The 25,654-nt window shown below is 70.3% G+C and carries 18 protein-coding genes; 11 read left to right on the top strand and 7 right to left on the bottom strand.

Annotation, left to right across the window (positions count from 1 at the left end):
- Positions 1 to 80: 80 nt before the first annotated feature.
- The 4 genes from OEB96_RS40950 to OEB96_RS40965 form a co-directional block, all read right to left on the bottom strand.
- Positions 81 to 1,283 carry an iron-containing alcohol dehydrogenase gene (locus tag OEB96_RS40950; protein WP_266222377.1) on the bottom strand — a complete coding sequence of 401 codons (1,203 nt, stop codon included), beginning with the start codon at positions 1,281 to 1,283 and terminating at the stop codon, positions 81 to 83.
- Between the two features lie 23 nt (positions 1,284 to 1,306).
- A complete protein-coding gene (locus tag OEB96_RS40955) occupies positions 1,307 to 2,695 on the bottom strand; it encodes a glutamine synthetase family protein (RefSeq protein ID WP_266222378.1) in 1,389 nt (462 codons plus the stop codon).
- A 2-nt stretch (positions 2,696 to 2,697) separates the two neighbouring features.
- Positions 2,698 to 4,086, bottom strand: coding sequence for an aldehyde dehydrogenase family protein (locus OEB96_RS40960; RefSeq protein WP_266222379.1), 1,389 nt, complete (start codon positions 4,084 to 4,086; stop codon positions 2,698 to 2,700).
- Between the two features lie 149 nt (positions 4,087 to 4,235).
- A complete protein-coding gene (locus tag OEB96_RS40965; protein ID WP_266222380.1) occupies positions 4,236 to 5,183 on the bottom strand; it encodes a matrixin family metalloprotease in 948 nt (315 codons plus the stop codon).
- A 163-nt stretch (positions 5,184 to 5,346) separates the two neighbouring features.
- On the opposite strand from OEB96_RS40965, the gene OEB96_RS40970 reads away from it, so the two are divergent.
- Both OEB96_RS40970 and OEB96_RS40975 read left to right on the top strand, forming a co-directional pair.
- Positions 5,347 to 8,565 carry an efflux RND transporter permease subunit gene (locus OEB96_RS40970; RefSeq protein WP_266222381.1) on the top strand — a complete coding sequence of 1,073 codons (3,219 nt, stop codon included), beginning with the start codon at positions 5,347 to 5,349 and terminating at the stop codon, positions 8,563 to 8,565.
- Positions 8,566 to 8,817: 252 nt separating this feature from the next.
- Positions 8,818 to 10,461 carry a poly-gamma-glutamate hydrolase family protein gene (locus tag OEB96_RS40975; RefSeq protein WP_266222382.1) on the top strand — a complete coding sequence of 548 codons (1,644 nt, stop codon included), beginning with the start codon at positions 8,818 to 8,820 and terminating at the stop codon, positions 10,459 to 10,461.
- Positions 10,462 to 10,590: 129 nt separating this feature from the next.
- Here the strand turns inward: OEB96_RS40975 and OEB96_RS40980 are convergent, their stop codons facing one another.
- Complete coding sequence (locus OEB96_RS40980; protein WP_266222383.1) at positions 10,591 to 11,463, bottom strand: hypothetical protein; 873 nt, start codon at positions 11,461 to 11,463, stop codon at positions 10,591 to 10,593.
- Between the two features lie 99 nt (positions 11,464 to 11,562).
- Between OEB96_RS40980 and OEB96_RS40985 the strand changes: the two genes are divergently transcribed.
- The 4 genes from OEB96_RS40985 (at position 11,563) to OEB96_RS41000 (ending at position 15,408) form a co-directional block, all read left to right on the top strand.
- Positions 11,563 to 11,943 (top strand): RNA-binding S4 domain-containing protein, encoded by a 381-nt coding sequence (locus tag OEB96_RS40985; protein WP_266222384.1) that lies wholly within the window; start codon positions 11,563 to 11,565, stop codon positions 11,941 to 11,943.
- A 46-nt stretch (positions 11,944 to 11,989) separates the two neighbouring features.
- Positions 11,990 to 12,988, top strand: a complete 999-nt coding sequence (locus tag OEB96_RS40990; RefSeq protein WP_266222385.1) for an NAD-dependent epimerase/dehydratase family protein — start codon at positions 11,990 to 11,992, stop codon at positions 12,986 to 12,988.
- A gap of 133 nt (positions 12,989 to 13,121) precedes the next feature.
- Positions 13,122 to 14,708: a hypothetical protein gene (locus OEB96_RS40995; RefSeq protein WP_266222386.1), complete on the top strand. Its 1,587-nt coding sequence runs from the start codon at positions 13,122 to 13,124 to the stop codon at positions 14,706 to 14,708.
- A 94-nt stretch (positions 14,709 to 14,802) separates the two neighbouring features.
- Positions 14,803 to 15,408: a hypothetical protein gene (locus tag OEB96_RS41000; protein ID WP_266222387.1), complete on the top strand. Its 606-nt coding sequence runs from the start codon at positions 14,803 to 14,805 to the stop codon at positions 15,406 to 15,408.
- Positions 15,409 to 15,432: 24 nt separating this feature from the next.
- On the opposite strand, the gene OEB96_RS41005 is transcribed toward OEB96_RS41000, so the two are convergent.
- Positions 15,433 to 16,188, bottom strand: coding sequence for a hypothetical protein (locus OEB96_RS41005; RefSeq protein WP_266222388.1), 756 nt, complete (start codon positions 16,186 to 16,188; stop codon positions 15,433 to 15,435).
- Positions 16,189 to 16,381: 193 nt separating this feature from the next.
- Between OEB96_RS41005 and OEB96_RS41010 the strand changes: the two genes are divergently transcribed.
- The 4 genes from OEB96_RS41010 to OEB96_RS41025 all read left to right on the top strand — a co-directional run bounded on the left by OEB96_RS41010 (position 16,382) and on the right by OEB96_RS41025 (position 22,460).
- Positions 16,382 to 18,676 (top strand): FG-GAP repeat domain-containing protein, encoded by a 2,295-nt coding sequence (locus OEB96_RS41010; protein ID WP_266222389.1) that lies wholly within the window; start codon positions 16,382 to 16,384, stop codon positions 18,674 to 18,676.
- 117 nt (positions 18,677 to 18,793) lie between these two features.
- Positions 18,794 to 19,888 carry a hypothetical protein gene (locus OEB96_RS41015; RefSeq protein ID WP_266222390.1) on the top strand — a complete coding sequence of 365 codons (1,095 nt, stop codon included), beginning with the start codon at positions 18,794 to 18,796 and terminating at the stop codon, positions 19,886 to 19,888.
- A 99-nt stretch (positions 19,889 to 19,987) separates the two neighbouring features.
- On the top strand, positions 19,988 to 21,064 hold the full coding sequence (locus tag OEB96_RS41020; RefSeq protein WP_266222391.1) for a matrixin family metalloprotease: 1,077 nt from the start codon (positions 19,988 to 19,990) through the stop codon (positions 21,062 to 21,064).
- Between the two features lie 208 nt (positions 21,065 to 21,272).
- On the top strand, positions 21,273 to 22,460 hold the full coding sequence (locus OEB96_RS41025; RefSeq protein WP_266222392.1) for a PDDEXK nuclease domain-containing protein: 1,188 nt from the start codon (positions 21,273 to 21,275) through the stop codon (positions 22,458 to 22,460).
- Between the two features lie 36 nt (positions 22,461 to 22,496).
- Here the strand turns inward: OEB96_RS41025 and OEB96_RS41030 are convergent, their stop codons facing one another.
- Entirely contained in the window at positions 22,497 to 23,594 is a 1,098-nt protein-coding gene (locus OEB96_RS41030; RefSeq protein WP_266222393.1) for a hypothetical protein, read from the bottom strand.
- Between the two features lie 174 nt (positions 23,595 to 23,768).
- On the opposite strand from OEB96_RS41030, the gene OEB96_RS41035 reads away from it, so the two are divergent.
- Positions 23,769 to 25,646, top strand: a complete 1,878-nt coding sequence (locus OEB96_RS41035; protein WP_266222394.1) for a carboxypeptidase regulatory-like domain-containing protein — start codon at positions 23,769 to 23,771, stop codon at positions 25,644 to 25,646.
- Positions 25,647 to 25,654 lie beyond the last annotated feature (8 nt).

Raw genomic sequence — 25,654 nt, forward strand, 5'->3', positions numbered from 1 at the left:
CGCAGCGAGTCTACACCACCCCGATCACCGCCAGCGGAACGGGGCACCTCCGTAGCGCCCCGCCCGCCCCACCCGCGGCCCTATCCCTTGAACGCCAGCTCCCCGCGCCACGCCTTGAGGAACACCCCTTCGAGCTGCTCCACCGTCGCCTCCTTGGGATTGGTCCCCTGCGACGGATCCGCCGCGGCCAGCGGCGCGAGCCGCCTGGCCATCGCCTCGTCGAACCCGATGTCGGCCTCCGCCAGCGTATGCGCCAGCCCGAGCTGCTTGCGCAGCCCGAGCATCCACTCCATCACCCCATCGAACCCACGCCGCGGCAGATCGATCACCCGTGACAGCGAGTCCATCTTGTCCTCGATCACCTCGCGATTGAACTCCATCACATACGGCAGGAAGATCGCGTTCGCCAGCCCATGATGGATCCCCGTCGCCCCGCCCAGCGGATGCGACAGGCTGTGCACCATCCCCAGACCCTTCTGGAACGCGGTCGCCCCCATCGACGCCGCCATCATCATGTGCGTGCGACTCACGATGTCGCTGCCATCCGCGAACACCCGCGGCAAGTGGTGCCGGATGTACCACATGCCTTCGAGCGCAATCCCATCCGCCATGGGGTGGTAGCCCGGAGCGCACCACGCCTCGAAGCAGTGGGCCAGCGCATCCATGCCGGTGGCCGCGGTCACGAACGGCGGCAGACCCACGGTCAGCTCCGGATCCGCCAGCACCAGCGAGGGCTGCATCTTGGGGTGGAAGATGATCTTCTTGTTGTGATCGCGCGCGTCCACGATCACGCTGGCCCGCCCCACCTCGGACCCGGTGCCCGAGGTCGTCGGCATCGCCACGATCGGCGCGATCTCGGCCGGATCGGCGCGCTTCCAGTTGTCGCCCACGTCCTCGTAGTCGAACACGGTGCCCTTGTTGCCGGCCATCAGCGCCACGCACTTGCCGGCATCCATGGCCGAGCCTCCGCCGATCACCACCACGCCGTCGTGATCACCACTGCGATACACCGCCACCCCGGCCTCCACGCAGGCGCCGTCGGGGTTGGCGGGCACGTCCGAGAACACCGCGGCCGGAAGCCCCGCCTCGCGCAGCGAATCGACGATCTCCGAGAACCACGGCAGCCTGGCCACCCCGGGGTCGGTCACCACCAGCGGCATGCGAATGCAGACCTCCTTGCAGGCGGCGGCGAGCTCGACCCGACGACCGGCGCCGATTCGGTAGGCAGTGGGATAGTTGAAATTGCCGCGCGGGGCGGTGGGGGCGGTGGGGGCGGTGCTCATGGTGGTATGCGTCCTTGCTCGGCTCAGATGATCTCGAAGTAGCGCGCCAGATCCCAGTCGCTGATGTACTTGCGGTTCTCGCGGTCCTCCCAGTCGCGGGTCGCCGCGAAGTGCTCGACGAACACGTCGCCGAACAGCTCGCGCGCCACGGTGGACTCGCGGAACTTGGCCGTGGCCTCGCGCAAGGTGCCCGGCAGCGTGGCCGCGTGCTCGCCGGGGTTCTCGTAGGCATTGCCCACCACGGGCGGCGGCGGCGGCAGCCGCTCTTCGATGCCCCGCAGGCCCGAGCCGATCGCGGCCGCGAGCGCGAGATAGGGATTGGCGTCGGCCGGCCCCACCCGGTACTCGCTGCGCGTGCCCTTGGCCCCGCCCGGGATCGCCCGGATTGCGGTGGTGCGGTTCTCGACCGCCCAGTTGGCGTGGGTGGGCGCCCACATCCCCGGCACCAGCCGGCGGTAGGCGTTGATGGTGCTGCACACCATGGGCAACAGCTCGGGCATGTAGCGCACCTGCCCCGCCAAGAAGTGCCCCATCAGCTCGCTCAGCTCGTGCTCCCGCGCCGCGTCGTGGAACAGGTTGACGTCGGTATTGGCGTCGCACAGCGACACGTGGACGTGACCGCTCTGGCCCGGATACTGGTTGCTCCACTTGGCCATGAAGGTGGCCATCAGCCCGCGTCGCTGGAACAACACCTTGGTGAAGGTCTTGAACAGCGCAGCCTTGTCGGCGGCCCGCGCGGCGTCGTCGACCCCGATGGCGGCCTCGAGCACCCCGGGCCCGGTCTCGGTGTGCAGCCCCTCGATGGCGCAGTCCATCGCGGCCATGGAGTCGAGCAGCTCGTGGTAGATCTCGTGGTGCACGGTGTTGCGGATCACCGAGTACCCGAACATCCCCGGCGTGAACGGCCGCAGGTTGCGGTAGCCCTTCTCGCGCGCACTGTGAGGGGTCTCGTCGAACACGAAGAACTCGTACTCGAGCGCGGCCTTGACCGCGTAGCCCAGCCCAGCCGCGCGCTCGAGAGTGCGGCGCAGCACCCCCCGGGGGCACACCGTGGCGTAGTCGCCGGTGAACCCACCGATCACCAGCACGGTCGCGGGCTCGAACGGCAGCACGCGCGCGGTGGTGGGATCGAGCTTCACCGGCGCATCGCGATAGCCGGTGTGCCACCCCGAGACCACCGTGTTGTCGTAGAGCTGATCATTGCTGTCCCAGCCGAGCACCACGTCGCAGAAGCCAAAGCCCTGCTCGACCGCCGACAGCAGCTTTCCCCGATCGACGTACTTGCCGCGCAGCACGCCATCGATGTCGAACGCGCCGATCTTGTGGTGGCGGATGCCGCGGTCGTCGAGCATCCGGGCGAGCTGGGCGGAGTTCTGGGGCGGGAGGGTGATGCGGGGGATCGTGTCGGTCATGGTCAGGTCTGCGTACGAAGGTGGTAGCTCTTGGGCCGGGTCACCGACAGGAATCCCAGCGGCGACAGGGAGGCGCCATGGCCCGAGTCCTTGACCCCGGTCCAGGCCAAGCCCGGGTCGAGGTAGTCGCAGCGGTTCATGTAGACCGTGCCCGCCTGCAGCCGACGCATGAGCCGCAGGCCGCGGTCGGCATCCTGCGTCCATACCGAGGCGGTCAGCCCGTAGCGAGAGTCGTTGGCCAGGGCCACGGCCTCGTCTTCGTCGGCGACCTTCATGATCCCCACCACGGGTCCAAAGGTCTCCTCGGACATCACCTCCATGCGATGGTCCACGTCGACCAGCACGTGCGGCGCGACGTAGCAGGGACCCAGATCACCCATGGCGAAGTCGGCGGTGCCACACAGGGCCCGCGCGCCCATCGCCAGCGCCTGCTCGATGTGCGCGCGGATGCCCTCGGCCGCGGTGGCGCTGACCACCGGGCCCAGGGTGGTCGTGGCCTCGAGCGGGCTGCCCACCACGTACTGCCGGGTCTTGGCCACGTAGGCGTCCACGAAGCGATCGTAGAGCTGCTCGTGCACGTAGATCCGCTCGATGCCGCAGCAGCTCTGTCCGGCGTTGAAGAACGCCCCGTCGACCAGGTTGTCGACGGTGAAGTCGAAGTCGCAATCGGGCAGCACGAGCGCGGGGTCCTTGCCGCCGAGCTCGAGGCCGACCCCCACGAAGCACTCGTGAGCCACGGTGCGATAGACCTCGTGGCCGCCCCGCACCGAGCCGGTGAAGGCCACGAAGCCGAAGCGACGCTTGGCGATGAGCTCGGCCACCGTCACGTGATCGACCGGCAGCGCCTGCACCAGGCCCTCGGGGGCCCCGGCGGCGGTGAACGCCTGCTCGAGCTGGTCGGCCACCAGGGCGGTCTGATGGGCGTGCTTGACCACCACCGCATTGCCGGCGAGCACGGCGGGCACCACGACGTTGATGGGAATGATGAGCGGGTAGTTCCACGCCGCGATGTCGAGCACGGTGCCGACCGGCTCGCGACGAATGAAGCGATCGAACCCGAGCTTCTGCGGCAGCACGTGATCGGCCAGCGCCGCCTCGGCCATGTCGCACAGCGCCAGCGTACGCTCGCGCATGGGGCCGCGATACTCGCCGCGCGCGTGGGCCAGGGGCTTGCCCATCATGCGGGTGATCTGCTCGGCGTAGTGCTCCTCGAGCTCGCCGTAGCGCTGCAGCATGGCGCGGCACACCTCCAGACGCCGTGACAGCGGCACCTCTTGCCACTGGCGCTGCACCTCGTCGGCCCGGTCGAGCTTGGCCAACGCCTCGGCCTCGCCGAGCTCGCTGTAGGTATAGGCGACCTGGTCGTCGATGGGGCTGACGATGTCCGGCATGAGCGTCGCGATGGTACTTGGCGACGGCGGCGGCGAACACCGGGACCGCGGCACGGTGGTCTCGCCCGCGGCGGGGACCACCGGAGGCGCCACGCGTGGCCCGCCGACGGACTCCCGCAGATCGCGCAACCCGCCGCGGCACGCTGCGGCTAGTAGATCGCCTGGAGCCCCAGCACGTCGCCCCACCCGAACATGCGCATCCCCTGGTTGCAGGGCCCGGTGGAGGGGTACATCGTGAGGTTGCACGAGTTGCCCGGCGAGTGCCCGAGGCCGAAGGCATGCCCGAACTCGTGGGTCGCCACGCCGCGCAGCGAGTACTGATCGACGCACCCCGCGGGCACTCGAGCGCTCGTGAACCACGCGAACGCGTCGTCGTACAGCATGTCGGTGCCGGTCGCGACGCCACCATTGGCGAACCACGTGCACGTGACTCCGAGGACGTTGTTGGGCAGGTCGGCCCAGCCCACCACGTTCGTGGAGTCGTCGAACCCGCAGAGGATCGAGTCGCCGAAGATCCCGATGTTGGGCGCGACGTTGGTCTGGCCCATGTAGCCCTGGAGGGCCCCCACCTGATCGGGCAGGAAGCACGCGTCGCGAGCCGACGGCGAGCCCGCGGCCCCATCGACGAGGGCCTCGATCGTGGCGGCCATGTCGAGCGCGGCGGGGCGCCCGGCGTCGCGGTAGTACCAGCGAATCGGGCCGTTCCAGTGCCATCCGGTGAGGCTCATGCGATCGTCCATGCACTTGTCCGGACACACGGCCTGCGCCGGTGGGGGCGCCACCAGCCCCCACCGCGGGTCGGCGTCGTGCTGTGCCACCCGCCCCTCGTCATCGGTCGTCACCGTGATGAGCTCCATCTGGCCGTCGTCGTAGATCACCTCGATCGCGACCCCATGACCGGGAGGCGGCGAGGCCACGGCAACTCCATCGAGGACCTCGACCTCTGCCTTCCCTGCGACCACCTCGTCCGGCGCCTGCGGCTCGAGGACGAGCGGCTCCTGCATCGGCTCGTCCTCGACCTCGCAGCCGGACCCGATGCCCAGCAAGACCACGCCCACGACCACTGCTCGACCCAATCCCGATCGACCCACGTTCACGCTCCCCGTTGTTCCTCCGGCCGGCGTCCGCCTGCACCACGCGACGGCCGCCCTCGACCAAGGACGTTCTAGGAAGCTTCTTCGCCGCCGCTCCCGCCCTCGCCGGGGTGCTGGGGAGCCGCGGCTGGGCACGTCGAACCCCCCGTCCTATGCTCGACGGGCCATGCGCCGCTTCAGCCTCTCCGACGTCGCGCTCGCGCGGCCGGTCACGGTCGGCATGCTGCTCGTGGCCGTGCTGGTGCTCGGCGTGATCGGAGCCACCCAGATGCCGCTGGCCTTCCTGCCGCGCCGCGTCTCGGCCAACGCGTGGATCCGGGTGTCGATCGCCCGCACCAGCCCCGAGGTGCTCGAGCGCGACGTGGTGCGCCCGCTCGAGGAGGAAGTGGCCGGCATCCGCGACCTCGAGCGGATCCAGGTGGGTACCGGCACCTGGGGCGTGCGCATGAACCTCGAGTTCGAGCCGGGCACCGATCTCGACGCACGCAAGCTCGAGCTGCGCGACCGCATCGAGCGCGTGCGACCCAACCTGCCCGAGTTCGTGCAGCGGGTGGAGATGGGCACCCGGGGCGACGACAACGACGACCCCGTGATGGAGATGCTGATCTCCAGCGGCACCGACCTCTCGCAGGACTACTATCTCATCGAGGAGAAGGTGGTTCGCGCGCTCGAGCGCGTGCCCGGCGTGGCGCGCGTCGATCTGCAGGGGGTCACGCCCCACGAGCTGGAGATCGCGATCGACGTGGAGGACGTCAGCCGTGCCGGGGTCTCGCTGCAGGAGCTGAGCGACTCGGTCCGGCAGGCGCGACAGGGACGAAGCCTCGGCGTGCTACGACCGGGCGACGGCCCCGGCGGGTGGGAATCGGGCATCCGGGCCCCCGCGCGGGAGGCCGACCCGCAGGCGTTCGCCGAGCTGCCGCTGCGCCGCAGCGGCGACTCGCTCTCCACCACCACCACCACCACGTCCATGCGCGCGGGCGAGGGCACGGCGGCGCTGCCCACCGGTCCGCCCGACCGCGGCTTCGCGGCCCTGGGCGAGGTGGCGGAGGTCAGCGTGCACCCCGAGGAGAACCGCGACGGCAAGACGCTCAACGGACGCCACGCGGTCAGCCTGGAGATCTTCGCCGCCGCCGGAGCCAGCACGGTCGAGGTCACCCAGCGGGTGCGGGCCGAGGTGGAGCGGGTGGGCCAGGACCCCGCCCTCGATGGCATCGAGCTGCTGGTCGTCCACGACCAGGGCAAGATCATCCTGCAGACGCTCGACGACCTGCGCAACACGGGCCTGTGGGGCGGCCTGCTGGCGTTCCTGGTGCTCCTGCTGTTCTTGCATCGATGGACCACCACGTTCGCGGCCGCGATCTGCATCCCGCTCGCGGTCACGGCGGCATGCGCGGTGCTGTTCCTGCGCGGCAGCGATCTCGATTGCATCGTGATGCTGGGCCTGGTGCTCGCGGTCGGCATGCTCATCGACAACGCGGTGGTGATCGTGGAGGCGATCGCCGCCCACAGCCGTCGCGGGGAGCCGCCGCTGCGCGCCGCGAAGCTGGGCGCGCGCGAGGTGGGCTTTGCCACGATCGCCTCCACCCTCTCCACCGTGATCGTGTTCATCCCGCTGCAGCTGGGTGAGCCCACCGATCGCATGGCGGCCTACCTGCGCCCGCTGGGCAGCACGGTGGCGATCGGTCTGGTGGCGAGCCTGGTGATCTCCCAGACCGCGGTGCCCCTGCTCATGGGGCGGCTCCTTGCGCCCAAGCCCAAGCCCGTGCATCACCCCGTGCTCGATCGCCTGGCCGGCGCCTATGCGTGGGTCATCCAGCGCACCCTGCGGTGGCCCCGGCTCTCGGTGCTCGTGGGGCTCGGGCTCGCGGTCTCGGTGATCGTGCCCGGGGCGCCGTTGCTGGACGCGATGAAGCTCGGCGATGCCGAGGTCCAGGACGACAACATGCCGATCCTGCTCGAGATGGCCGGCAGCCGCGGCTCCGAGAAGATCGGTGGTCTGGTCGAGGTGGTGGAGCAATCCCTGCTCGCGCGCAAGGACGAGGTCGGGATCGCCTCGGTCTCCTGCGCATGGGGCGATTTCTGGGGCAACTGCCGCGCCTACCCGTCCGAGCCGTTCCAGAGCGAGAAGGAAGCCGCGGCGTTCAAGGCCCGCGTCCGCGATGCGCTGCCGGACCAGCCCGGGGTCAAGTACCGGCTGGGCGAGCGTCGCATGCACTGGCGCGACAACAACGATCCCCGCGTGGTGGAGTTCGCCCTCCGCGGCGAGGACATGGCCGAGCTGATGACCCTGTCGCAGGCCGCCGCCGCTCATCTCGAGGCCCGCCTGACCCGCGGCGACCGCAAGACCCAGGAGCCGGGCACCTACGACTTCATCACCACCCCCTACGAGGAAGGGGCGGTCGAGCTGCACATCCACCTCGACCGCGCCCGCCTGCGCACGCTGGGTCTCGCCGCCGACGACGTGGCGCGCCGGGTGTCCCTGGCCTTCCAGGGCCTGCCGCTGGGCAGCGTGCGGGGCCCTCGAGGCGAGATCCAGCTGCGCCTGTCGGTCGCCCCCGGCGAGGGCGAGGACGCGGGCGTGGCCGAGCTCCGCGACCTGCGAATTCCGGTGGCCGACGGCCAGGACGTGCCGCTCGGAGGCCTGGCCACGATCGAGCTGGCCTCGCGCCCGTTCTGGATCCAGCGCGTCGATCGGCAGACCGAGATCAAGCTCCAGGTGCACTTCTTCCAGGCCGATCCACGGGGTCACTGGGAGCTGGTGGAGCAGGCCATGGCCGACTTCCCGATGCCGCCCGGCTATGGCTGGGGGCGCGGCACCCAGTGGCGACATCAGCAGGAGGCGGGCAACGAGATGCTCGTCAACCTCGGGCTGTGCCTGTTGCTGGTCTACGCGGTGATGGCCTCGCTGTTCGAGAGCTTCCTGCAGCCGCTGGGGATCCTGGTGACCTGCTTGCTGGGCTGCTTTGGCGCGCCCTGGGCCCTGTGGCTCACCGAGACCACGCTCGACACCACCGCCATCGTCGGGTTCTTCATCCTCATCGGGATCGTGGTCAACAACGGGATCATGCTCGTCGATCGCGTGACGCAGCTGCGTGCGCAGGGGCAGAGCCGCGACGAGGCGCTGCGGCACGCAGGACGCGATCGCATCCGGCCGATCCTGATGACGATGGTGACCACGATCCTCGGGTTGGTGCCGATGCTCATCCACCACCCCACCCTGGCCGGGGTCTACTACCACTCGATCGCGATCGTGATCGCGGGTGGGCTCACCAGCAGCACCATCCTGACGCTGGTGTTCCTGCCTGCCGCCTACGCGATGCTCGAGGATCTGAGCACCTCGGCGCGTCGCGGGTGGCGAGCGGTGGCTCGTCGCGGCCGTCGCTAGCCGATTGCCGGGCTCGATCGAGTGCCGACTTCGAGTGCCGATTCGATTGATGGATCGACCGGAATGGTCGATCGACACGATCGACCGATCGACCGTATTCGCATGGTTTCACGGTCGTTCGATCGATGAATTGTGAAGCTCGTGTCCTCAATCGTGCATAGTTCAGATCGATCGATCGAACCATGCAGAATTTTTAAGCAATTCCCTTCCTGACACTCATTGCAACCGTGCGGTCGTGACACGGTCGCACTCATGGAAACACTGAGTGTCCCCACCGCCCCCCTTGCCTCGCTCCTGCTCGTGCTCACCGCCGTCGGATGCTCGACGGGGGAGGACGCGCGGCCGTCCGGCCCGCTCGGCACCGAGCCCGGAGCACCGATGACGACCGGCCTGTTCGACTCCGAGGGCATCACCGCCGACTTCCCGGTCGAGAGCTCGTCGTCCGGCGACGATGGTCTGGGTGACACCGGAGGCGATGGCTCCGGGCCGAGTGGTTGTAATGGATCCACTGCAATCGCCCCCCTCGGCAGCCCGTGCGTCGACGACTGTGCCTGCGCATCGGGTCACTGCTTCGCGCTGCCGTTCGGCGGCGTATGCTCCGAGTGCGTCACCGACGACGAGTGTGCAAGTGACGGTGGCACTCCGACCTGCGCCGTGGATGGGACCACCGAGCCCCCCTTCGCCCACTGTACCGACATGCCCGCCGCGCCCCCCGACCTCGCCTCCGTTCGCTGCGAGGACCTCCACGGCACGAGCTTCGACGCCCCCGCGAAGCGCGTCCACGAGGTCACGATTGCCGGCATCGAGGGCACGACCAACAAGCTGCGTCGTCGCGAGCAGGTGAGGATCTCCGAGGGCCTCGCGAACGAGCTCGGCATCCACGAGGGCGAGGTGGACGACACGGGACCGGCGTGGCAAGTGCGGGTGATCCTCGACGACGTGGACCCCGGCTCCAGCGCCAACTTCAGCGTGGCCGAGATCGTCCCCGGGGTCCCCGAGCTGCGCGTCGAGGTCTGGCTACCCAACGACGTCGACGGAGACGGAAACTTCTCCGACGAGCACAACGGCTTCCACAAGCTGTTCGGCGACGAGAACACGGAGGACGTGCTGGACGACGAACCCAAGGCCACGGTGGTGCTCATGGCCCCCGGCACCACCGTGGTGGTGAGCGGCGGCCAAACGACCGCCCACGTGCACTTCCCCGAGCCCAGCGCCAACGACGGGTCCTTTCGGGAGTGCGTGGAGCTGCACGACGACGTGCTCGCGGTGGTCGCTCCCCACGGTGGCAGCATCGAGGAGCACATCACCAACGAGCTCCCGCAGTTCTTGTCCACGCTCGAGGCGCTCGGCCAGGCCCCGAGCACGTGGGAGGCGGTGGGGCTGTGGGATGGGGGCGGAGCCTACCGTCGCTGGCACATCACCGCCACCCAGGTCTCGGCTGGTGCGTTCCCTGGCTATGCGCTGCTCGCCGATGCCGGCCCCTACAAGTACACGCTGTCGCTTCATGGGTTCGCCAACGGCAAGAAGGGGGTGGTGGTCGGTGGTCGAGCCGGACGCCAGCTCAAGTGCTTCTTGGTCCAGCGGCTCGAGCAGGAGCGCACCGTGGGGACCAACGTCCTCTACGAAATCCACGCGCCCGGCAGCCCCAAGCTCGACGTCAACGGGCACCTCGGCGAGTCGGGCCTGTCGGGGCAGAGCACCGACAACATCGTCAATCGCCTGTCGCCCGCCGACCCGGGCGCGGGCGGCATCCAGCTCGAGCTCTCGACCGCGCTGCGCGATGACGACGAGCTGTTCGCGGACTTCATGCACGCGCTGGCGATCGCGACCAACGATCTCATCGACCTGCAGCTGACCGACGACCCCGACACCGACTACTGCTCGATGCTCGACTAGATTTGGACGAGGTGACGCCGCGCAGGACACGAGGTGGCCGACCCGTTGGCCAACCCCCGGCCAACGGGCGGACCACCTCCGAGGGTTCGACGCTGTCTTCGGATGGATCGATGGCGGCCCGGTCGTCGGTCAGGCGCACGTCGCCGGAGTCGCGCCGCTCTCGTCGACCTCGGCGTCCTGGCACGTCTGCCCCGCGGGACAATCGACGTCGTCCACGCACGAGCTGCACACGCCGATCTCGGCGATCCCGAGGCCCCCGATGTCGGTCACGGCGCAGCGGCCCGATGCACACGGGGTGCCGTTGCCCGTGCCCCCGGGCAGCAGCGGACACAGCTCCCCGTCTTCCAGCGAGCCCGGAGCCGCGCAATGCAGGTAGCCCAGCGCAATGCCGCCGTTGATGTCGACGGTGGGCACGCAGGTGCCACCGCCCGCACAATCGGCCGCGGTCTCGCACTCGCTGCAGAAGTAGTCGGGCAAGAAACCCTGGGTGTCGATGAGCTGCGTGCACACCAGGCCGGGCTGACACCCGCTGCTGCCGGGCTCGCACATCACCCCCAGCTGCCCCTGGGTGCAGCGCGCAAACGGGGGATCGGTGGAGGGGTCGACCGAGCAGGTGCCCGCGCCAGCGGCCATGCACTCCACGTCGCTCAGGCACTCCGAGCACGCGCTGCCCAGGGAGATCTGGAAGCAGCGACCCGAGGCGCAGTCGCAGCCATCGGTGCACACGCCTCCGAGGACGCCGGTGCCCACCATCCCCTGGCACACGCCCGGCGGAGGAGGTCCATCGCTCCCCGCGGTCTCGTCCAGCCCCTCGCTGCCCTCGCCGCTGCCCGCCGAGCCGCCCTCGCTCCCGGTGCCCTCCATGCTCGCCGTCGTGTCGCCGACCGGCGTGGTGGTGGAGACGCCTGGGCCCACGCCGGGCCCGCCCGTCGGGGTCTCGTCGCTGCCCGTGGCGCATCCGAAGAGCGCGAGCACGAGCACCACATGCCAGCCCTTCCGCATCGCGCCGATGATGTCACGCCAGGACCCGCCCCGGCAAAGCGTTCCAGCACCGCCCTGCTGCCCGCCATCGGACGCCAGTGGGCTGCTATCCTGGACGCCGTGCCCGAGCCGACCGAGGTCCGCATCGACAAGTGGCTGTGGGCCGCCCGCATGTTCAAGACGCGCTCGCTGGCGTCCGACGCGTGCGGAGCCGGCCACGTGAAGGTGGGCGGCGTCTCGGTCAAGGCCGCCAAGTCCGTGCGCGTGGGCGATCGCCTCGAGGTCCGTACGCCCGGGGGTCTGCGCATCCTCGAGGTGGCGGCGCTCGGCGAGCGACGCGGGCCGGCCAGCGTCGCGCGCACGCTCTACGTCGATCACACCCCTCCGCCACCGCCCAAGGACGAGCAGGCGCTGCTGGTCGAGACCGCCACGCGCGATCGCGGCACGGGACGCCCGAGCAAGCGCGACCTCCGAGATCTCCGGCGACTGCGGGGATACTGATCGGGCCTTGCCCTCACGCTCCGCGTGCCTGTAGCGTCCGCCGCCGATGCGATACTTCGTCACGGGAGCCACCGGGTTCGTCGGCGGTGCAGTCGTTCGCCAGCTCCGCGAGGTCGGGCACGAGATCCGCGCCCTGGTGCGCGACCCCAGCCAGGCCAAGGCGCTGCGCGAGCTGGACGTGGAGCTGTTCCCCGGCGACATCCGCGAGCCCTCGACCATGCGTGGACCAATGGAGGGCGTGGATGGCGTGTTCCACATCGCGGCCTGGTACCAGCTGGGCAGCGACGAGGCCGCCCAGGCGCATGCCATCAACGTCGGTGGCACCCGCAACGTGCTCACGCTGATGAAGCAGCTGCGGATTCCCAAGGGCGTCTACACCAGCACGGTGGCCGTGTTCTCCGACACCCACGGTCAGCTCGTCGACGAGACCTACCGCTACGACGGGCCCATGCTCAGCGAGTACGAGCGCACCAAGCACGAAGCCCACTATCGCGTCGCACTGCCGATGATCGAAGAGGGCCTGCCGCTGGTGGTCGTGATGCCCAGCGTCGTCTATGGCCCCGGCGATCAGGGGCCCCTGCACGATGCCTTCATCCAGTACCTGCGCGGCCGGCTTCCGCTGGTGCCCCAGGGCGCGCGCTACTGCTGGGCCCACGTGGACGACGTCGCGCGCGGCCACATCCTGGCGATGGAGAAGGGCCAGGCGGGCGAGAGCTACATCCTCGCCGGCGAGCCCTACGGCTTGCCACAGGCGCTCGATCTCGCCGAGGCAATCACGGGGATCAAGGCGCCACGCCTGCGGGTTCCCGCCGCGCCGATCCGGGCCATCGCCTCCGCGATCGAACGGCTCGAGCGCCATGTGCCGCTGCCCTCGAGCTATCGCTCCGAGTCCCTGCGCAGTGCGGCAGGCGTGACCTATACCGCCCGCAGCGACAAGGCTCGCCGCGAGCTCGGCTGGCACGTCCGACCGCTCGACGAAGGGCTGCGCGAGACCCTCACCCACGACATGCGCACGCTGGGCATCACGGCACCCAACGCGCGCTGACGCCCACCGGCCGCACGTCCCCCGTCATGCCTCGAGCGCGATCGGTGGCGTCGTCCGCACGCGTGAGCCCTCGCGCGTACGCGCGCCGCGGCCCCCGTGGACGGGGGTCGTCGCCTCTGCCATCGTGCGCGCCATGGGAGCCCCACGACCCCAACGTTGGCCGCGACCGCTCTTCGTTCCCCTCGCGCTGTGGCTCGCCACCGGCTGCGACGCGCTGACCGGCGGCGGCGAACGAACGACGCCCGAACAGACCCCCGCCAAGACCGACGCCGAGCAGACCAAGCAGGCCGACGACACCAAGGCCGAGGCCGAGGGCGGCGAGGCCAAGAAGACGGACGACGACGCCAAGGCCGAGGAGGCCAAGAAGGCCGCCGAGGACGCCAAGAAGGCCGCCGAAGAGGCCAAGGCGGCCGAGGACGCCAAGGCCGCCGAGGACGCCAAGAAGGCCGCCGAAGAGGCCGCGAGCCGCCCCGTCGCGCTCTCGGGCATCGCGGTCAAGCCCATGGGCGGCCTGTTCGGCAGCTCGGGCATGATCGAGATCACCGCCAAGGCCAAGCTGAACCAGGTCCTGGGCAACTCCACCTACGTGCACGTCAAGTCGCTGTGCAAGAAGGACGACCGCGTCGTCGCCGACACCGGCTACCTCAACGCCCACTACGCCAAGCCGCTCGAGCAGTACGCGGTGGGCGAGGAGGCCGAGATCAAGGGCACCCTCTACTCGCAGGGGCTCGGCTCGACGCTGTCGCCATGCCAGCTCGAGATGCGCGTGGCGGGCTTTGGCGGGGGGCTGTCGGTCCCGGTGGGTCGAGCCTGCTGGACCGGCACGGAGGTCACCGACGGCGCATGCGATCCCGAGCTGGCCGCGGTTCCCATGTCGGGCGCCACCAAGCCGGTCGAGGTGGCCGAGCTCGAGGTCGAGCGCAGCGGGGGCCTGGGCGGCTCCAAGGGGCTCGAGCTGTCGTACCTGCTGCAGATCAACGAAGCGCAGGACAACAACGTGCGGCTCACCTTCAAGACCGGCTGTCGCGTGGGCAGCAAGACGTTCGCCGACATCGGCCAGGCCAACCTGATGGCCGGCCCGTTCACCTACGAGCCGGGCGAGACCGTCGCGCGCTCCGCTGCGCTCTACTGGAGCTCGGCCTACGAGCTGTCCGAGATGCCCAACGACTGCGACATCACCACGTCGCTGTGGAAGACCAAGCCCGGCACGTTCGGCGAGTACGAGGAGATCCGTCTGCAGGACTCGTGCTTTCGCGACGGCAAGCTCACCGCGAGCCGCTGCGATCCCGCGGCGCCGCCCGTGCCGGCGCCCACCCCCCTGGCGGCCGAGTCGGTCACCGTCGACGAGGTCGGTCTCGAGCTCGCCGAGCCCTACGGCGCCACGGGCAAGTTCCAGCTCAAGATCCAGGCCGACGTGACCATCGCCAAGCCCGTCAACCAAAACGATGGGGTCACCGCCAAGGTGAGCTGCAAGGCGGGCAAGGACAATCGCGTGGAGTCGGCCTACCTGTTCGGACCCGAGCTCTACTACCTCGAGCCCGGCGAGACCGGACGCATGACGGCCAACGCGTTCGGCAGCGTGGCGCTGGATACCAAGCCCAAGTCCTGCAAGGTCGAGTTCTTCGGCGGCCCGCGCTTCTCGCCCTCGGGGGCCGACGGGGTCGACCTGGGCGCGTTCTGCCTCAAGAAGGACAAGGTCACCAAGGGCGGCAAGTGCTGACGCCACGGGGACCGCATCGCGCCCCAACCGCCGAGCAACCGCCGTCCCCGGCGGCTTGGGTCGCCGACCAGGTTCGTGGTACCACCACCCCCAGGTGATCCGTCACGCGCGCCTCCTGGTGGTGCTGCCGCTCCTTGCGGCCTGCCCCACGTTCGAATACGGGCCCGAGGCCTACGAGCTCACCGCCTCGTGCGTGGAACTCGGACCCGGCGGCGGGGTCGTGGTGGATGACGACGGCGAGCCCCGCGTGGTCACGTGCTCGCGCTTCGAGCACGACAACGGGGCCGTGCTCCTGACGAGCCCGCAGCCGCAGCCCCTGGTGCTGGTGTTCGGCTTCGAGGCGTTCGAGCGCAACCTCGACTACGTCACGCTCCAGTACGAGCGCCCCGGCCTGCCCCCGAGCCGCCTCATCTGCCCGTTCGGCTATGGCCTCGAGGACGAGGACGTGAGCGCCGACGGAATCCAGTGCCTGTCGGTGGGCCTCGATGGCCACGATCCCGAGGATCCGGGCGACCAGCCCTCCACGCCCGAGGGCGCCGCGTCGGGCGTCATCGACGTGCGCGCGCGGATCGACGCCGCGGTGCCGGGTCAGTACGCGATCTCGGCGTGGCTGACCGACGACAACGACTTCGAGTCGCCCGTGCTGCGGTGGCAATTCACCGTGCAGGATCCCCCGGAGCCCGACCGCGTGCCGGAATAGCGGCCCCTTGCGCTCGGGGGGCCGTCAGAACCGCCCGCGGAGCACCACGCCCGCGGTGTCGGGGCTCACCGAAGGCGCGAGCACGGGCGCGTCGGATCGGCTGCGTCCGTGCAGCCACACGCCGAGCAGCACGGCCCCGGTCAGCGCGCTCGTGATCGTCACCGCGCCGGAGATCAACGCCATGCGGTTCATCGACTGCTGGTGGCGCTGCACGTCGGCGCGCGCCTGGGCCTCGGAGTCCGTGTCGAGCCGCTGCAGCACGCGCTGCGCCTCGCTCGACTGCTGGGCTCCGATCAGGGTGGGCACGAGCGCCGCCCCGGCCACGCCCAGCGACAGCAGCCCCGCGCGCATGAGGATGCGCTCGTCGGAACGGCGACGCCGCGGATCGATCACCACCTCGTTGGAGGGAACATCGACCTCGGCGGCAGCCACCTCGGGCGAGCTCGTGATCGGGCGTGGGCGTACGGTGAACTCGGGCGTGACTCCGGGCTCGGCATCCGCTTCCGTCGATGGCTCCGCTTCCGTCGGCGGCTCTGCTTCCGTCGACGGCTCTGCCTCCGTCGACGGCTCTCCGTCCGTCGATGGCTCCGCCTTCGTCTCCGTCGATGGCGTCGATGGTTCCGCCGCCTCCGTCGACGGCTCCGCCTCCTCGCCGACCGGCTCGGTCGTGGCCGTCGCGGTGGGCTTGGCCGGTGCAGCCGCGGCCACCACGGGGCCGATCCCCATGCCGATCGTCAGCACGGGAGCGAGCACCCAGTGCGCATACCGCGGACCCTTCATGCCGCTCGGAGAGTAGCCCGAGCCCACCGCCGCCCACCAGCGTCCTGCCACACACCGCGCGTCCCTGCGCACTCGGGGGTTCCCCGGCTCCCAATTCCCCCTCTCCCACCCTCTTTTCGTCCGGACGTGGGGCCTCCTGGTGGTGTCCAATGGCCCCGCACCCCCTCACGACCCTCGATCCGGAAGGCCGCTCGTGTCCCTCGCCTCTGCCCGCCCCGACCTGCTGTTCCTCCTGTCGGCTCTCGCCCTGCTCGCCGCGTGTCCGGGCGACGACACCCGCCCCGGTGCCGACACCGACACGGGCATCATCACCGCCAGCGGCCCCACCGGCACCGATGGCTCCACCAGCGTGGGCGAGACCGAGGCGGTCGACGAGACCGGCACCACCACCACCGGCGGGCCCGCGTGCGACGACACCTGCGAGGGCGTGTGCGTGGGCGACGTGTGCTGCGCCGCCGACAAGGCCTGCGACGCCGTGTGCTGTGCCGAGCAAGAGGTGTGCTCCTTCCAGCAGTGCGTGGTGCCGGGGGCGGAGTGCGTCGACGCCAGCGAGTGCCCCGACGGCAACTACTGCGAGTACTCGCTGGGCGAGCCCGGCCAGGGCGGCGGCATGGGCATGTGCCAGGGCGGCGCCTCGCTGGCCACCGGCAAGTGCCTGCCCGAGCCGCCCGAGTGCCCGCCCGGGGTCGAGCCCACCGAGGGCGGCGAGATCGACTGCCTGCCCCAGTGCGAGGTGATCCCGCAGACCAGCTTCGCCCCGGTGCTCAAGTACCACTGGGACCTGGGCAACTCGATGATGGCCCCCATCGTCGTGCAGCTCGACGACGACAACTGCGACATGGTCGTCGACGAGCGCGACCTGCCCGAGATCGTGTTCTCGACGTTCGCGGGCAGCGACTACAACAACAACGGCACGCTGCGCGCGATCTCCATCGTCGACGGCATGATCGTGGAGAAGTGGTTCGTCAACCCGGGCACGGACCAGGTGCACCCCGGGCGCTCGATCGCGGGCGGCAACATCGACGGCGTGGCCGGCAACGAGATCGTCACCTGCACCAACACCGGCCGCGTGCGGGCCTTCGACGCCAACGGCATCGAGCGCTGGGTCTCGGAGTACGCCGGCGGCTGCTTCATGCCCTCGATCGCCGACCTCGATCAGGACGGCACCGCCGAGGTCATCGAGCTCGGCGGGATCATCGACGGCGTCACCGGCATGACCGAGGCCACCTACCCCACCCAGTTCGCGGTGGTCACCTCCGACGTCGATGGCGACGGTCGCCTCGAGGTGGTGGGTCCGCGCTACGTGTTCGAGGCCGACGGCACCCCGGTGGCCGACGTGGGCCTCAGCGGACACCACGCCGCGGTCGCCGACTTCGACGGTGACGGCGGGGCCGAGATCGCCGTGATCAACAACGGCAACCACACCCTCTACCTGTGGCGCGTGAACCCGGGCATGCCCGGCGGGGCCGAGATCATTCGCCAGAACATCAACATCAACGGTGCCCTCGGCGAGTGCTCCGGCGGCACCGGCGGTGGGCCCCCCACCATCGCCGACTTCAACGGCGACGGCACCCCCGACGTGGGCGTGGCGGCCGGGGTGGGCTACGCCGTGTTCGACGGCGCGGCGCTCATGAACCCCGCCGTGGCCGACGCCGACACCCTGCTGTGGATCACCCCCGCCCAGGATTGCTCGTCGCGCCGCACCGGCTCGTCGGTGTTCGACTTCGACGGCAACGGCAGCGCCGAGGTGGTCTACGGCGACGAGCAGTACCTGAGGATCTACGACGGCGCCACGGGGGCGGTGGTGCTGCAGGAGTGCAACACCACCGGCACGCTCGAGGAGTACCCGCTGGTGGCCGACGTGGACAACGACGGCCACGCCGACATCGTGGTGATCAGCAACGACTACCACGGCATCCTGTGCCCCGACGACGGCTCGCAGCAGCGGGGCCTGCGGGTGTTCGGCGACGACCAGTGGGTCCGCACGCGCCGGGTGTGGAACCAGCACGCCTACCACGTGACCAACGTGGAGGAGGACGGCACCATCCCCACCGCGGAGGTCGCCAACTGGTCGGTGGCGGGGCTCAACAACTTCCGCCAGAACGTGCAGCCCGAGGGTGAGTTCTCCGCCCCCGATCTGGTGGCCACCGTGATCGGGATCTGCTCGCCCGACGAGTTCGGCGCCATCGCCCGCGTCCGCAACCTCGGGCGCGCCGCCGTGCCCCAGGGGGTCGCGGTGGGCTTCTACGAGGGCGATCCCTCGGCGGGCGGCGTGCTGCTCGGCACCGAGCTCACCACCAAGATCCTCTACCCGGCCGAGGCCGAGGACGTGACGCTCTTGCTGCCCGAGGCCAGCGAGGACCTGCGCCTGGGCAACACCGAGCTGTGGGTCGTGGTCGACGACGGCATGCCGCCGCATCCGTGGGTCGAGTGCCGGCCCGACAACAACCGGGCGCACGGCCCCATCGCGTGCAACGTCGCGGGCTGAGCGGGCCGTACATCGCTCCGCTCCGCTGGCGCCCCAAACGAGACGAGACGAGACGAGCCCGCACGACGCGGGCGCCGCGACCGGGCAGCGGCCGACTCGGATCTCATACTTGGGGTGATGCTGGCATCGACCCCGGCGCTCCAGAGCCTCTGGTACACCCTGCTCGACAATGCGTTCACCCTCGCGCTCTTGCTCGTGTTCGCCGTGGTGGTGGCGTCGACGCTCGCGCGCCGCTACCGTCGCGACAAGTGCCTGACCCTCCTCGACGACTTCCACGTGACGTTCGCCGACGCCAAGGGTCGGGCACAGTGGGGTGACCTGGTCGTCGTTCCCGACGGGATCGAAGTGCGCTTCGACGCCGCGGTGGTCGAGGCTGGCGGCCTCGCCAAGGGCTCGGCGCTGATCTTCGAACGAGCGGTACGGGACGGAGTGGGGCTGTGCCGCTCGGTCGACGCGCTGACCCCGGCCGAGCGCCTGCTGCGAGAGGCCCAGCTGCAGCGCTGCGTGCGACCCGGCCCGGTGCGACTGGTCCTGCGCGCGCTCGCGGGCTTCGTGGACGCCCTCGGCGATGCGCTGTCCCGGGCCGTGATGCTGGCCGTGGCCCAGGTGAGCTCGGCGGTCTCGTTCTCCACCGGGTTCTCCCAGGAGCCCGAGGACGGCGACGCACACGGTCCCTCCTTGCCGCGCACGCGCGCCCGCGCCTACGAGCCGCTGCTCGAGCGCTGGCTCGGGCGACCGGTGGTGGTGCGGCTGTGGTCGGCCGCCGCGCCCGAGCACCCGGTGGATCTGCCGGGCCATCTGGTGGAGTACTCCGCCGACTACCTCGTGGTGTTCAACCTCGAGCGCGAGGTCCGAGGCGAGCTCGAGCTGGAGCTACGCGGTGCTCATCGAGGGGACGGCTTCGTGGTCGAGTGGGATGCACCGACGCTGTGGATCCACTGCACCGGCCCCGACGTGCTGGTGGTCGAGAGCCTCACCACCGCGGGTGGCACCACGCCCATCGACTGCGCGCTCTTGCGAGGGGCCTACGCCGAGCTGCACATCGGGGATCACGAGTCGTGCACGCTGCGGCTGCACCGAACGCGGCGCGTCGACGTGGTGTGCCCGCGCGCGCGGGCGATCGTCACCCACGGGGGCGAGCTGGACGTGGACGCACGCGAAGCGGGCATCGTGGGTCACGGTGCGCGCACCGAGTTGCGCACGCCGAGCTGAGCACGAACGTGCACGGGGCAAGGTGCCCCATGGGGCCAACCTTCCCCGTTTTCTGCTGGTTTACGAATCACCGGCCCGGGCTCGGGCGTCGGTGGGAACATGTCCAGGATTGCGGTTGCGCTGCTCGGGGCCACGGTGGTGACGGCGGTGACGGGCGTGACGACCGTGGCCATTGCGCGCGAGCAAGGCTGGACCCTTCCTCGATTGCTCCGTTCCGATCGCCCGGCGGGACCGGTCACCGTGGTGCTGAATCGACATGGGGGTTTGGTGGTGGCGGCCGAGGACGACTCGTCCCGGCTCGGGTACTCGGGGATCCTCGAGCGTCAGGGCGTGGCATCGGTGGAGATCCCCGCGTTTCGCGGTAGCGACGCCGAGTGGGACGAGCTCCGCCGCTGTGTGCAGGAGAGGTTCGATGGGCTGGGGGTGGATGTGGTCGACGAGGTGCCTGCCACGGGGGCGTACACCGTCGCCCACGTGGGGGGCACGCCGGACCTGTTGGGGTTCGCCGAGACGGTGGGTGGAATCGCACCGCATGCCGATCGAGTGCTCGAGGGGTCGGTGGTGTTCGTGTTCCAGCCCCAGGGCGTGGAGGCGCGATCGCTGTGCGAGACGGTGGCGCACGAGGTCGGGCACACGCTCGGGCTCGATCACACGCGCGAGTGCAGCGACATCATGAGCTACGAGACCTGCGGGCCCAAGGAATTCCGGGTGGTCTCGTCGGGGTGCGGCGAGTGGGAGGACCGGGATTGCGAAGACGGGAACGCGGAGCAGAGCTCGTGGCAGCGGCTGGTGGCCGCGGTGGGCGAGCGGCCGCGGCGGTTCGTGGTGGAGGAGGAGACGCCGCCGGAGCCCGCGGTGTCGAGCGAGCGGCCCACGCTGGCGGTGCAGCGCTCGGCGCAGGCGATCGCGGGGCAGGAGTTCTCGGTGTACGTGGACGTTGGCGACGCCGACGTGCGGGAGGTCGATCTGTTCTGGTACGGGCGTCGCGGGGTGCGACTGCGGTGCGGAGAGCAGAACGAGGCGGTGCCGTTCGCGTGCCGGCGCGAGGGCTCGACGTACGTGTTCACGCTGACGGCCGAGAAGGCGGGGGCACGGAAGTTCGTGGCGCGGGTCGAGGACGGCAAGGGGCGGCTGACCAAGACGCCGGTGTATCGGGTGACGTTCGAGCGTGGGTAGGCGAGGGGTGCCCAGAAGAATGCGAAGACCCGCAACTGGTCCCCAAAGCCCCACTTCTCGCTCCCGCTCGACACGGTCGCTTGGCCCAACCCCTGCTACGATGGGACGAACGACCTGCACCGAGCACGCGGTCCGCTGCACCCCGAACGAGGGCACGAGGCCACTGGTGCCCCATGCTCGTTGGGTCGACGACCGAGATCCCGAAGCCATGACGAAGCGCGCGATCACCAAGCCGAGCAAACGGCCAGCGAAGAAAGCCCCCGCCGCTCGCCCATTCACTCCCCGCGCCACCGGCACCCCATCCCGGCGACGCTCCCGCGCGCTCGTTCCCAGCGATGACCCCCGGTTCACCGAGGTCGTCTCGCTCATCGAGGCCGCGCGCAGCCGTGCCTACCAGGCCGTCAACGTCGAGCTCGTCACGCTCTACTGGCAGCTCGGCGAGCACATCAGCCGGAAGATTGCGAATGCCGAGTGGGGCGACGGCGTGGTCGCCGAGCTGGCCGCAACGCTGGCCCGGCGCTACCCAAGCCTGCGTGGCTATACGAGGCGGAACCTCTTCCGCATGCGGCAGTTCTACGAGGCGTACCGAGATCACGAAAGAGTGTCACCGCTGGTGACACAATTGCCGTGGACCCACCACCTCGTCATCCTCAGCCAGGCAAAGCCGGAGGAGACACGTGAATTCTACGTTCTCGCCGCGATCCGAGAGCGCTGGACCAAGCGCGAGCTCGAGCGTCAGATCCAGTCGGGCGCGGCCCTGCGGGGCGCGTCCGTCGCGAAGAAAGCGTCAGCAGTGCTGACACGAATCCACCCCACCGCCATCGACGAGCTCAAGAACGCCTACAGCCTCGAGTTCCTCTCGCTCCCCGATAGCCACTCCGAGCACGATCTCCACCGCGCCCTCGTGCGCAACCTCGGCCGCTTCATCACCGAGCTCGGCCGCGACTTCTGCTTCGTGGGCTCCGAGTACCCGGTGCAGGTCGGCAAGCAGGACTTCGCGATCGACCTCGTGTTCTTCCACCGCGGGCTGCAGTGTCTGGTCGCCTTCGAGCTCAAGGTCGGCAAATTCGAGCCCGAGCACCTCGGCAAGCTCGGATTCTACGTGGAGGCACTCGACCGCGACGTCAAGAAGCCCCACGAGCGCCCCTCGATCGGCGTCCTGCTATGCGCGACCAAGGACGACGAGGTCGTCGAGTACGCCCTCGCTCGCACGACCTCGCCGACGCTCGTCGCCGAGTACCAGACGATGCTCCCACCCAAGGCCGTCCTCCGCGACAAGCTGCACGAACTCTACGCCCAGCTCGCCCCCGCCGGTGACGGCCACGAAGTCACGCCCGATACCGCTCCACAGCCGGCCAAACCACGAAGGCGAGCACGCCTCAGCAAGCACGAGTAGACACGTAGACGTCCAAACCGGCCCGTGCTCGCCGCGTCACCCGCACCCCGCCCCCGAAATCTCCATCCTCACCTCCGCCGGCTCCCCTTCCGGTCGCGTCAACCGCAGCGCATACCTCCCCTTCCTCAGGAACACCTCCATCGAGTTCCCGCCCCCCATCGGCACCTTCGCCATGATCTTGTCGCACCCCACCGCGCACTCCTCGATCGTCATCTCCGACCCCACCGCCCCCTCACCGAGTCGCGCGACGAACCGATAGTCCCCGTCTTCGGGCACCTCCACCGCGATCGTCGTCCACATCTCCCCGTTGCGCGGCCCGATCGTGTCCGGATCGTCGCAAGCGATCCTCTCGATGATCCCCACCGACTCGTCCCCATCACACCAGGCCCGCAGCACCGTCGGCTCCTCGCAGCCATGGAGCGGATAGCGATATCGAGCCTGAGCGCACTCCGGCACCTTCGCATACTCCTCCACGATCTCGTCCCACCCCGCGCCCGTCACCGCCTCGATCACCTCGATCGCCCGCCCCTCCCCCGCGCGCGCATCGGTCCGTCGCAGCAGCTCCTGCGTGACCTCCGGCCCGTACCGTTCGTGCAGGTGCGCCGCGAAGTGCCCCGCGCGCGGGTACCACCGCAGCGGCAGACCGGTCTCGACGCTCGCCGCCTCGATGCCTTCCATCAGGCTGCCGTTCGACATCACCCGCACGGCGGCGCGGGCGTCGTCGCCGAACACCTCGGCCGCGCCCTCCTCGAAGAACCCCGGCGAGAACCCACTCCATCCGCGTACCCCGTGCACGATCTCGTGCTCCTGCGGAGCCACCTTCGAATACACGCCTTCGAAGAAGGCACAGCCTACGACCCCCTCCTGGCACGGCAAGTCGCCATCGCCCGAAGCATGCACATAGACCAGCGACCGATCGACCTCCACTCCCATCGCATCCGCCACCAGTGCCACGTAGCGATCCATGTACGGCAGCGTCCCCTCGCACAGCTCGTACGCCCCCGGCCGCGGCGCGTAGTCGAGTTGCGCGCCGCTCCAGATGATGGGTGGAATCTCGCGGGCTGGGTCCTCGGCCTCGCAGCCAGTGGCTCCCAACAGGACGCACACACCCCACCGCACGAGCATTGATTGCACGGAGCCCATTCCTCCCCGTGCTCATCCTTCGCCACCACCCCCTCATTGCCACTGCGCCGGCGTCACCGCCTCTACCACCTCGCCGTCCTTCCCCCTGGGCCGCGCCACACGACGATGCTCGGGTGACCGTCCCGACGGGCCCGCGCTCGCCACCTTGGCGATACCATGGCGTCGATGAGCACCGACCGCCCCCGCTGGCCATGGTGGCTCGCCGCGCTCGTGGTGCTCGTTGCCATGCTCGCATGGTGGTGGCCGGCCGCTCCCGAGCCCGAGCGCGAGCCCTCCACCGAGGCGAGCCACCCACCAGCCGCCACCGCTCGCCGCCGCTCGCCCCGCCCCCCTCCGCGCCACCCCGGAATCATCGAGGCCCCCTCCGCCTCCGTGCACGAAGACGTCCAGGCCCCCGCGGGCGCCCTCGCGGGCACGGTCATCAGCTGGCTCGACGCCTCCCCCGTGCCCGACGCCGAGCTCACCTTCATGGGCGTGGGCACGATCCACTCCGTCGTCACCGACCATGACGGCCGCTTCGTATTCGAAGCCCCCGAGCCCGGCCCCTACACCCTCGCCTCGGTGCTCGCCGACGGCTTCCTCCCCTATGCCCCCGAGCTCGGGCAGGCCCCCCTCCACTACGTGGCCCGCCCCGAGGAGCGGGTCGAGGGCGCCACCATCGAGCTGCGACCGGAGCTCGAGCTCGTCGTTCGCATCGAGGACCCCCGCAGCACGCCGGTTCCGGGCGCCGAGGTCCGCTGGCTGGGCATCGGCACCGGCGAGGCGGCGCTGGCCGATGACGACGACACCTACGTCAGCGATCGCCGCGGCGAGCTACGGCTCACCGCCCGCCTCGACGCCTGGCTCGAGGCCCGCCACGATCCCCTCGGCGTCGGTCGTGCCCGCGTGGACGAGCACGCGCTGTCGGTGGGCACCCTCGTGATCACCCTGAGCCCCGATGCTCCCGCCGCTCGTGCCACCATCGCCGGTCGCGTGCTCGACCCCGTGGGCGAGCCACTCCCGGGCGCCCGCGTGCTGAGCGACCCGGCCAGCGACGAGCCCAGCGCCGAGGCGGTGACCGACGAGGACGGAGCCTTCGTGCTCCACGACCTCGTCCCGGGCCCGCACCGCGTCGAGGCCCGTCACCCCGGGTTCGCACCGGTGTGGGCCTCGGGCGTGCCCGCCGGAGCCGATGCGCTCGTGCTGCAGCTGTCCCCCGGCGCCTCCATCGTGGGCACCATCGCGCTCGCGGACGGCACGACGATCCCGGGCGCCACCGTGGTGGCCCTGCGCCACACCGGCCGGCTCGCCCGCGCATCCCAGGCCCAGACCACCGTGTTCGACACCGAAGGCGAGTACCGCCTCGACGGCCTTCCCCCAGGAACCTACGACGTGATCGGCGGCGCCGCCGGGCATGCGCTCGTACGAGTCTCCAGCGTGGAGCTCGACGCCAGCGCGGTCGAGGTACCGCTGGTGCTGCCCGCCGGCGGGACGATCTCGGGTCGGGTGATCGACGAGCGCACGGGCGCCCCCGTCCCGCGCGCGCGCGTGGAGGTCGAGCGCTCGCTCGGCGCCGGCGCCTCGGTGGCACCGCTGCGAGCGAGCGCGCTGTCCGACGACGAGGGCAGGTTCGAGATCCGCGGCGTCGAGCCCGGCCGCTGCTCGATCCATGCCTACGCGCTCGATCACGTCCCCCGGGCGATCTCCGGCCTGCAGGTGGTACCGGGCGCCGATGCTGGCCCGGTGGAGATCGCACTGCGCCCGGGGTCGGACGGCGTGGGCGAGCGCTTCGACTTCGTGGGCATCGGCGTGATGGTGCGGGTGGATGGTGACGCCCTGCGCGTGACCGGGCTGGTCGAAGGGGGCGGCGCCGAGCGAGCGGGGCTGCTCGAGGGCGATCGGCTGCTCTCGGTCGACGGCGTGCCGCTGTCGGAGCTCATCGACTTTGGCGAGGCGGTCCAGGCCCTACGCGGCCGCGAGGGCACCGAGGTGCTCTTGCAGGTGCAGCGCGGCGAGGACGAGATCTTCGAGGTGATCGTGATCCGCAGCCGTCTGCAGGGCTGATCGCCGCG

The organism is Paraliomyxa miuraensis (assembly GCF_026337845.1).
Classification (GTDB): Bacteria; Myxococcota_A; Polyangia; order Nannocystales; family Nannocystaceae; genus Paraliomyxa; species Paraliomyxa miuraensis.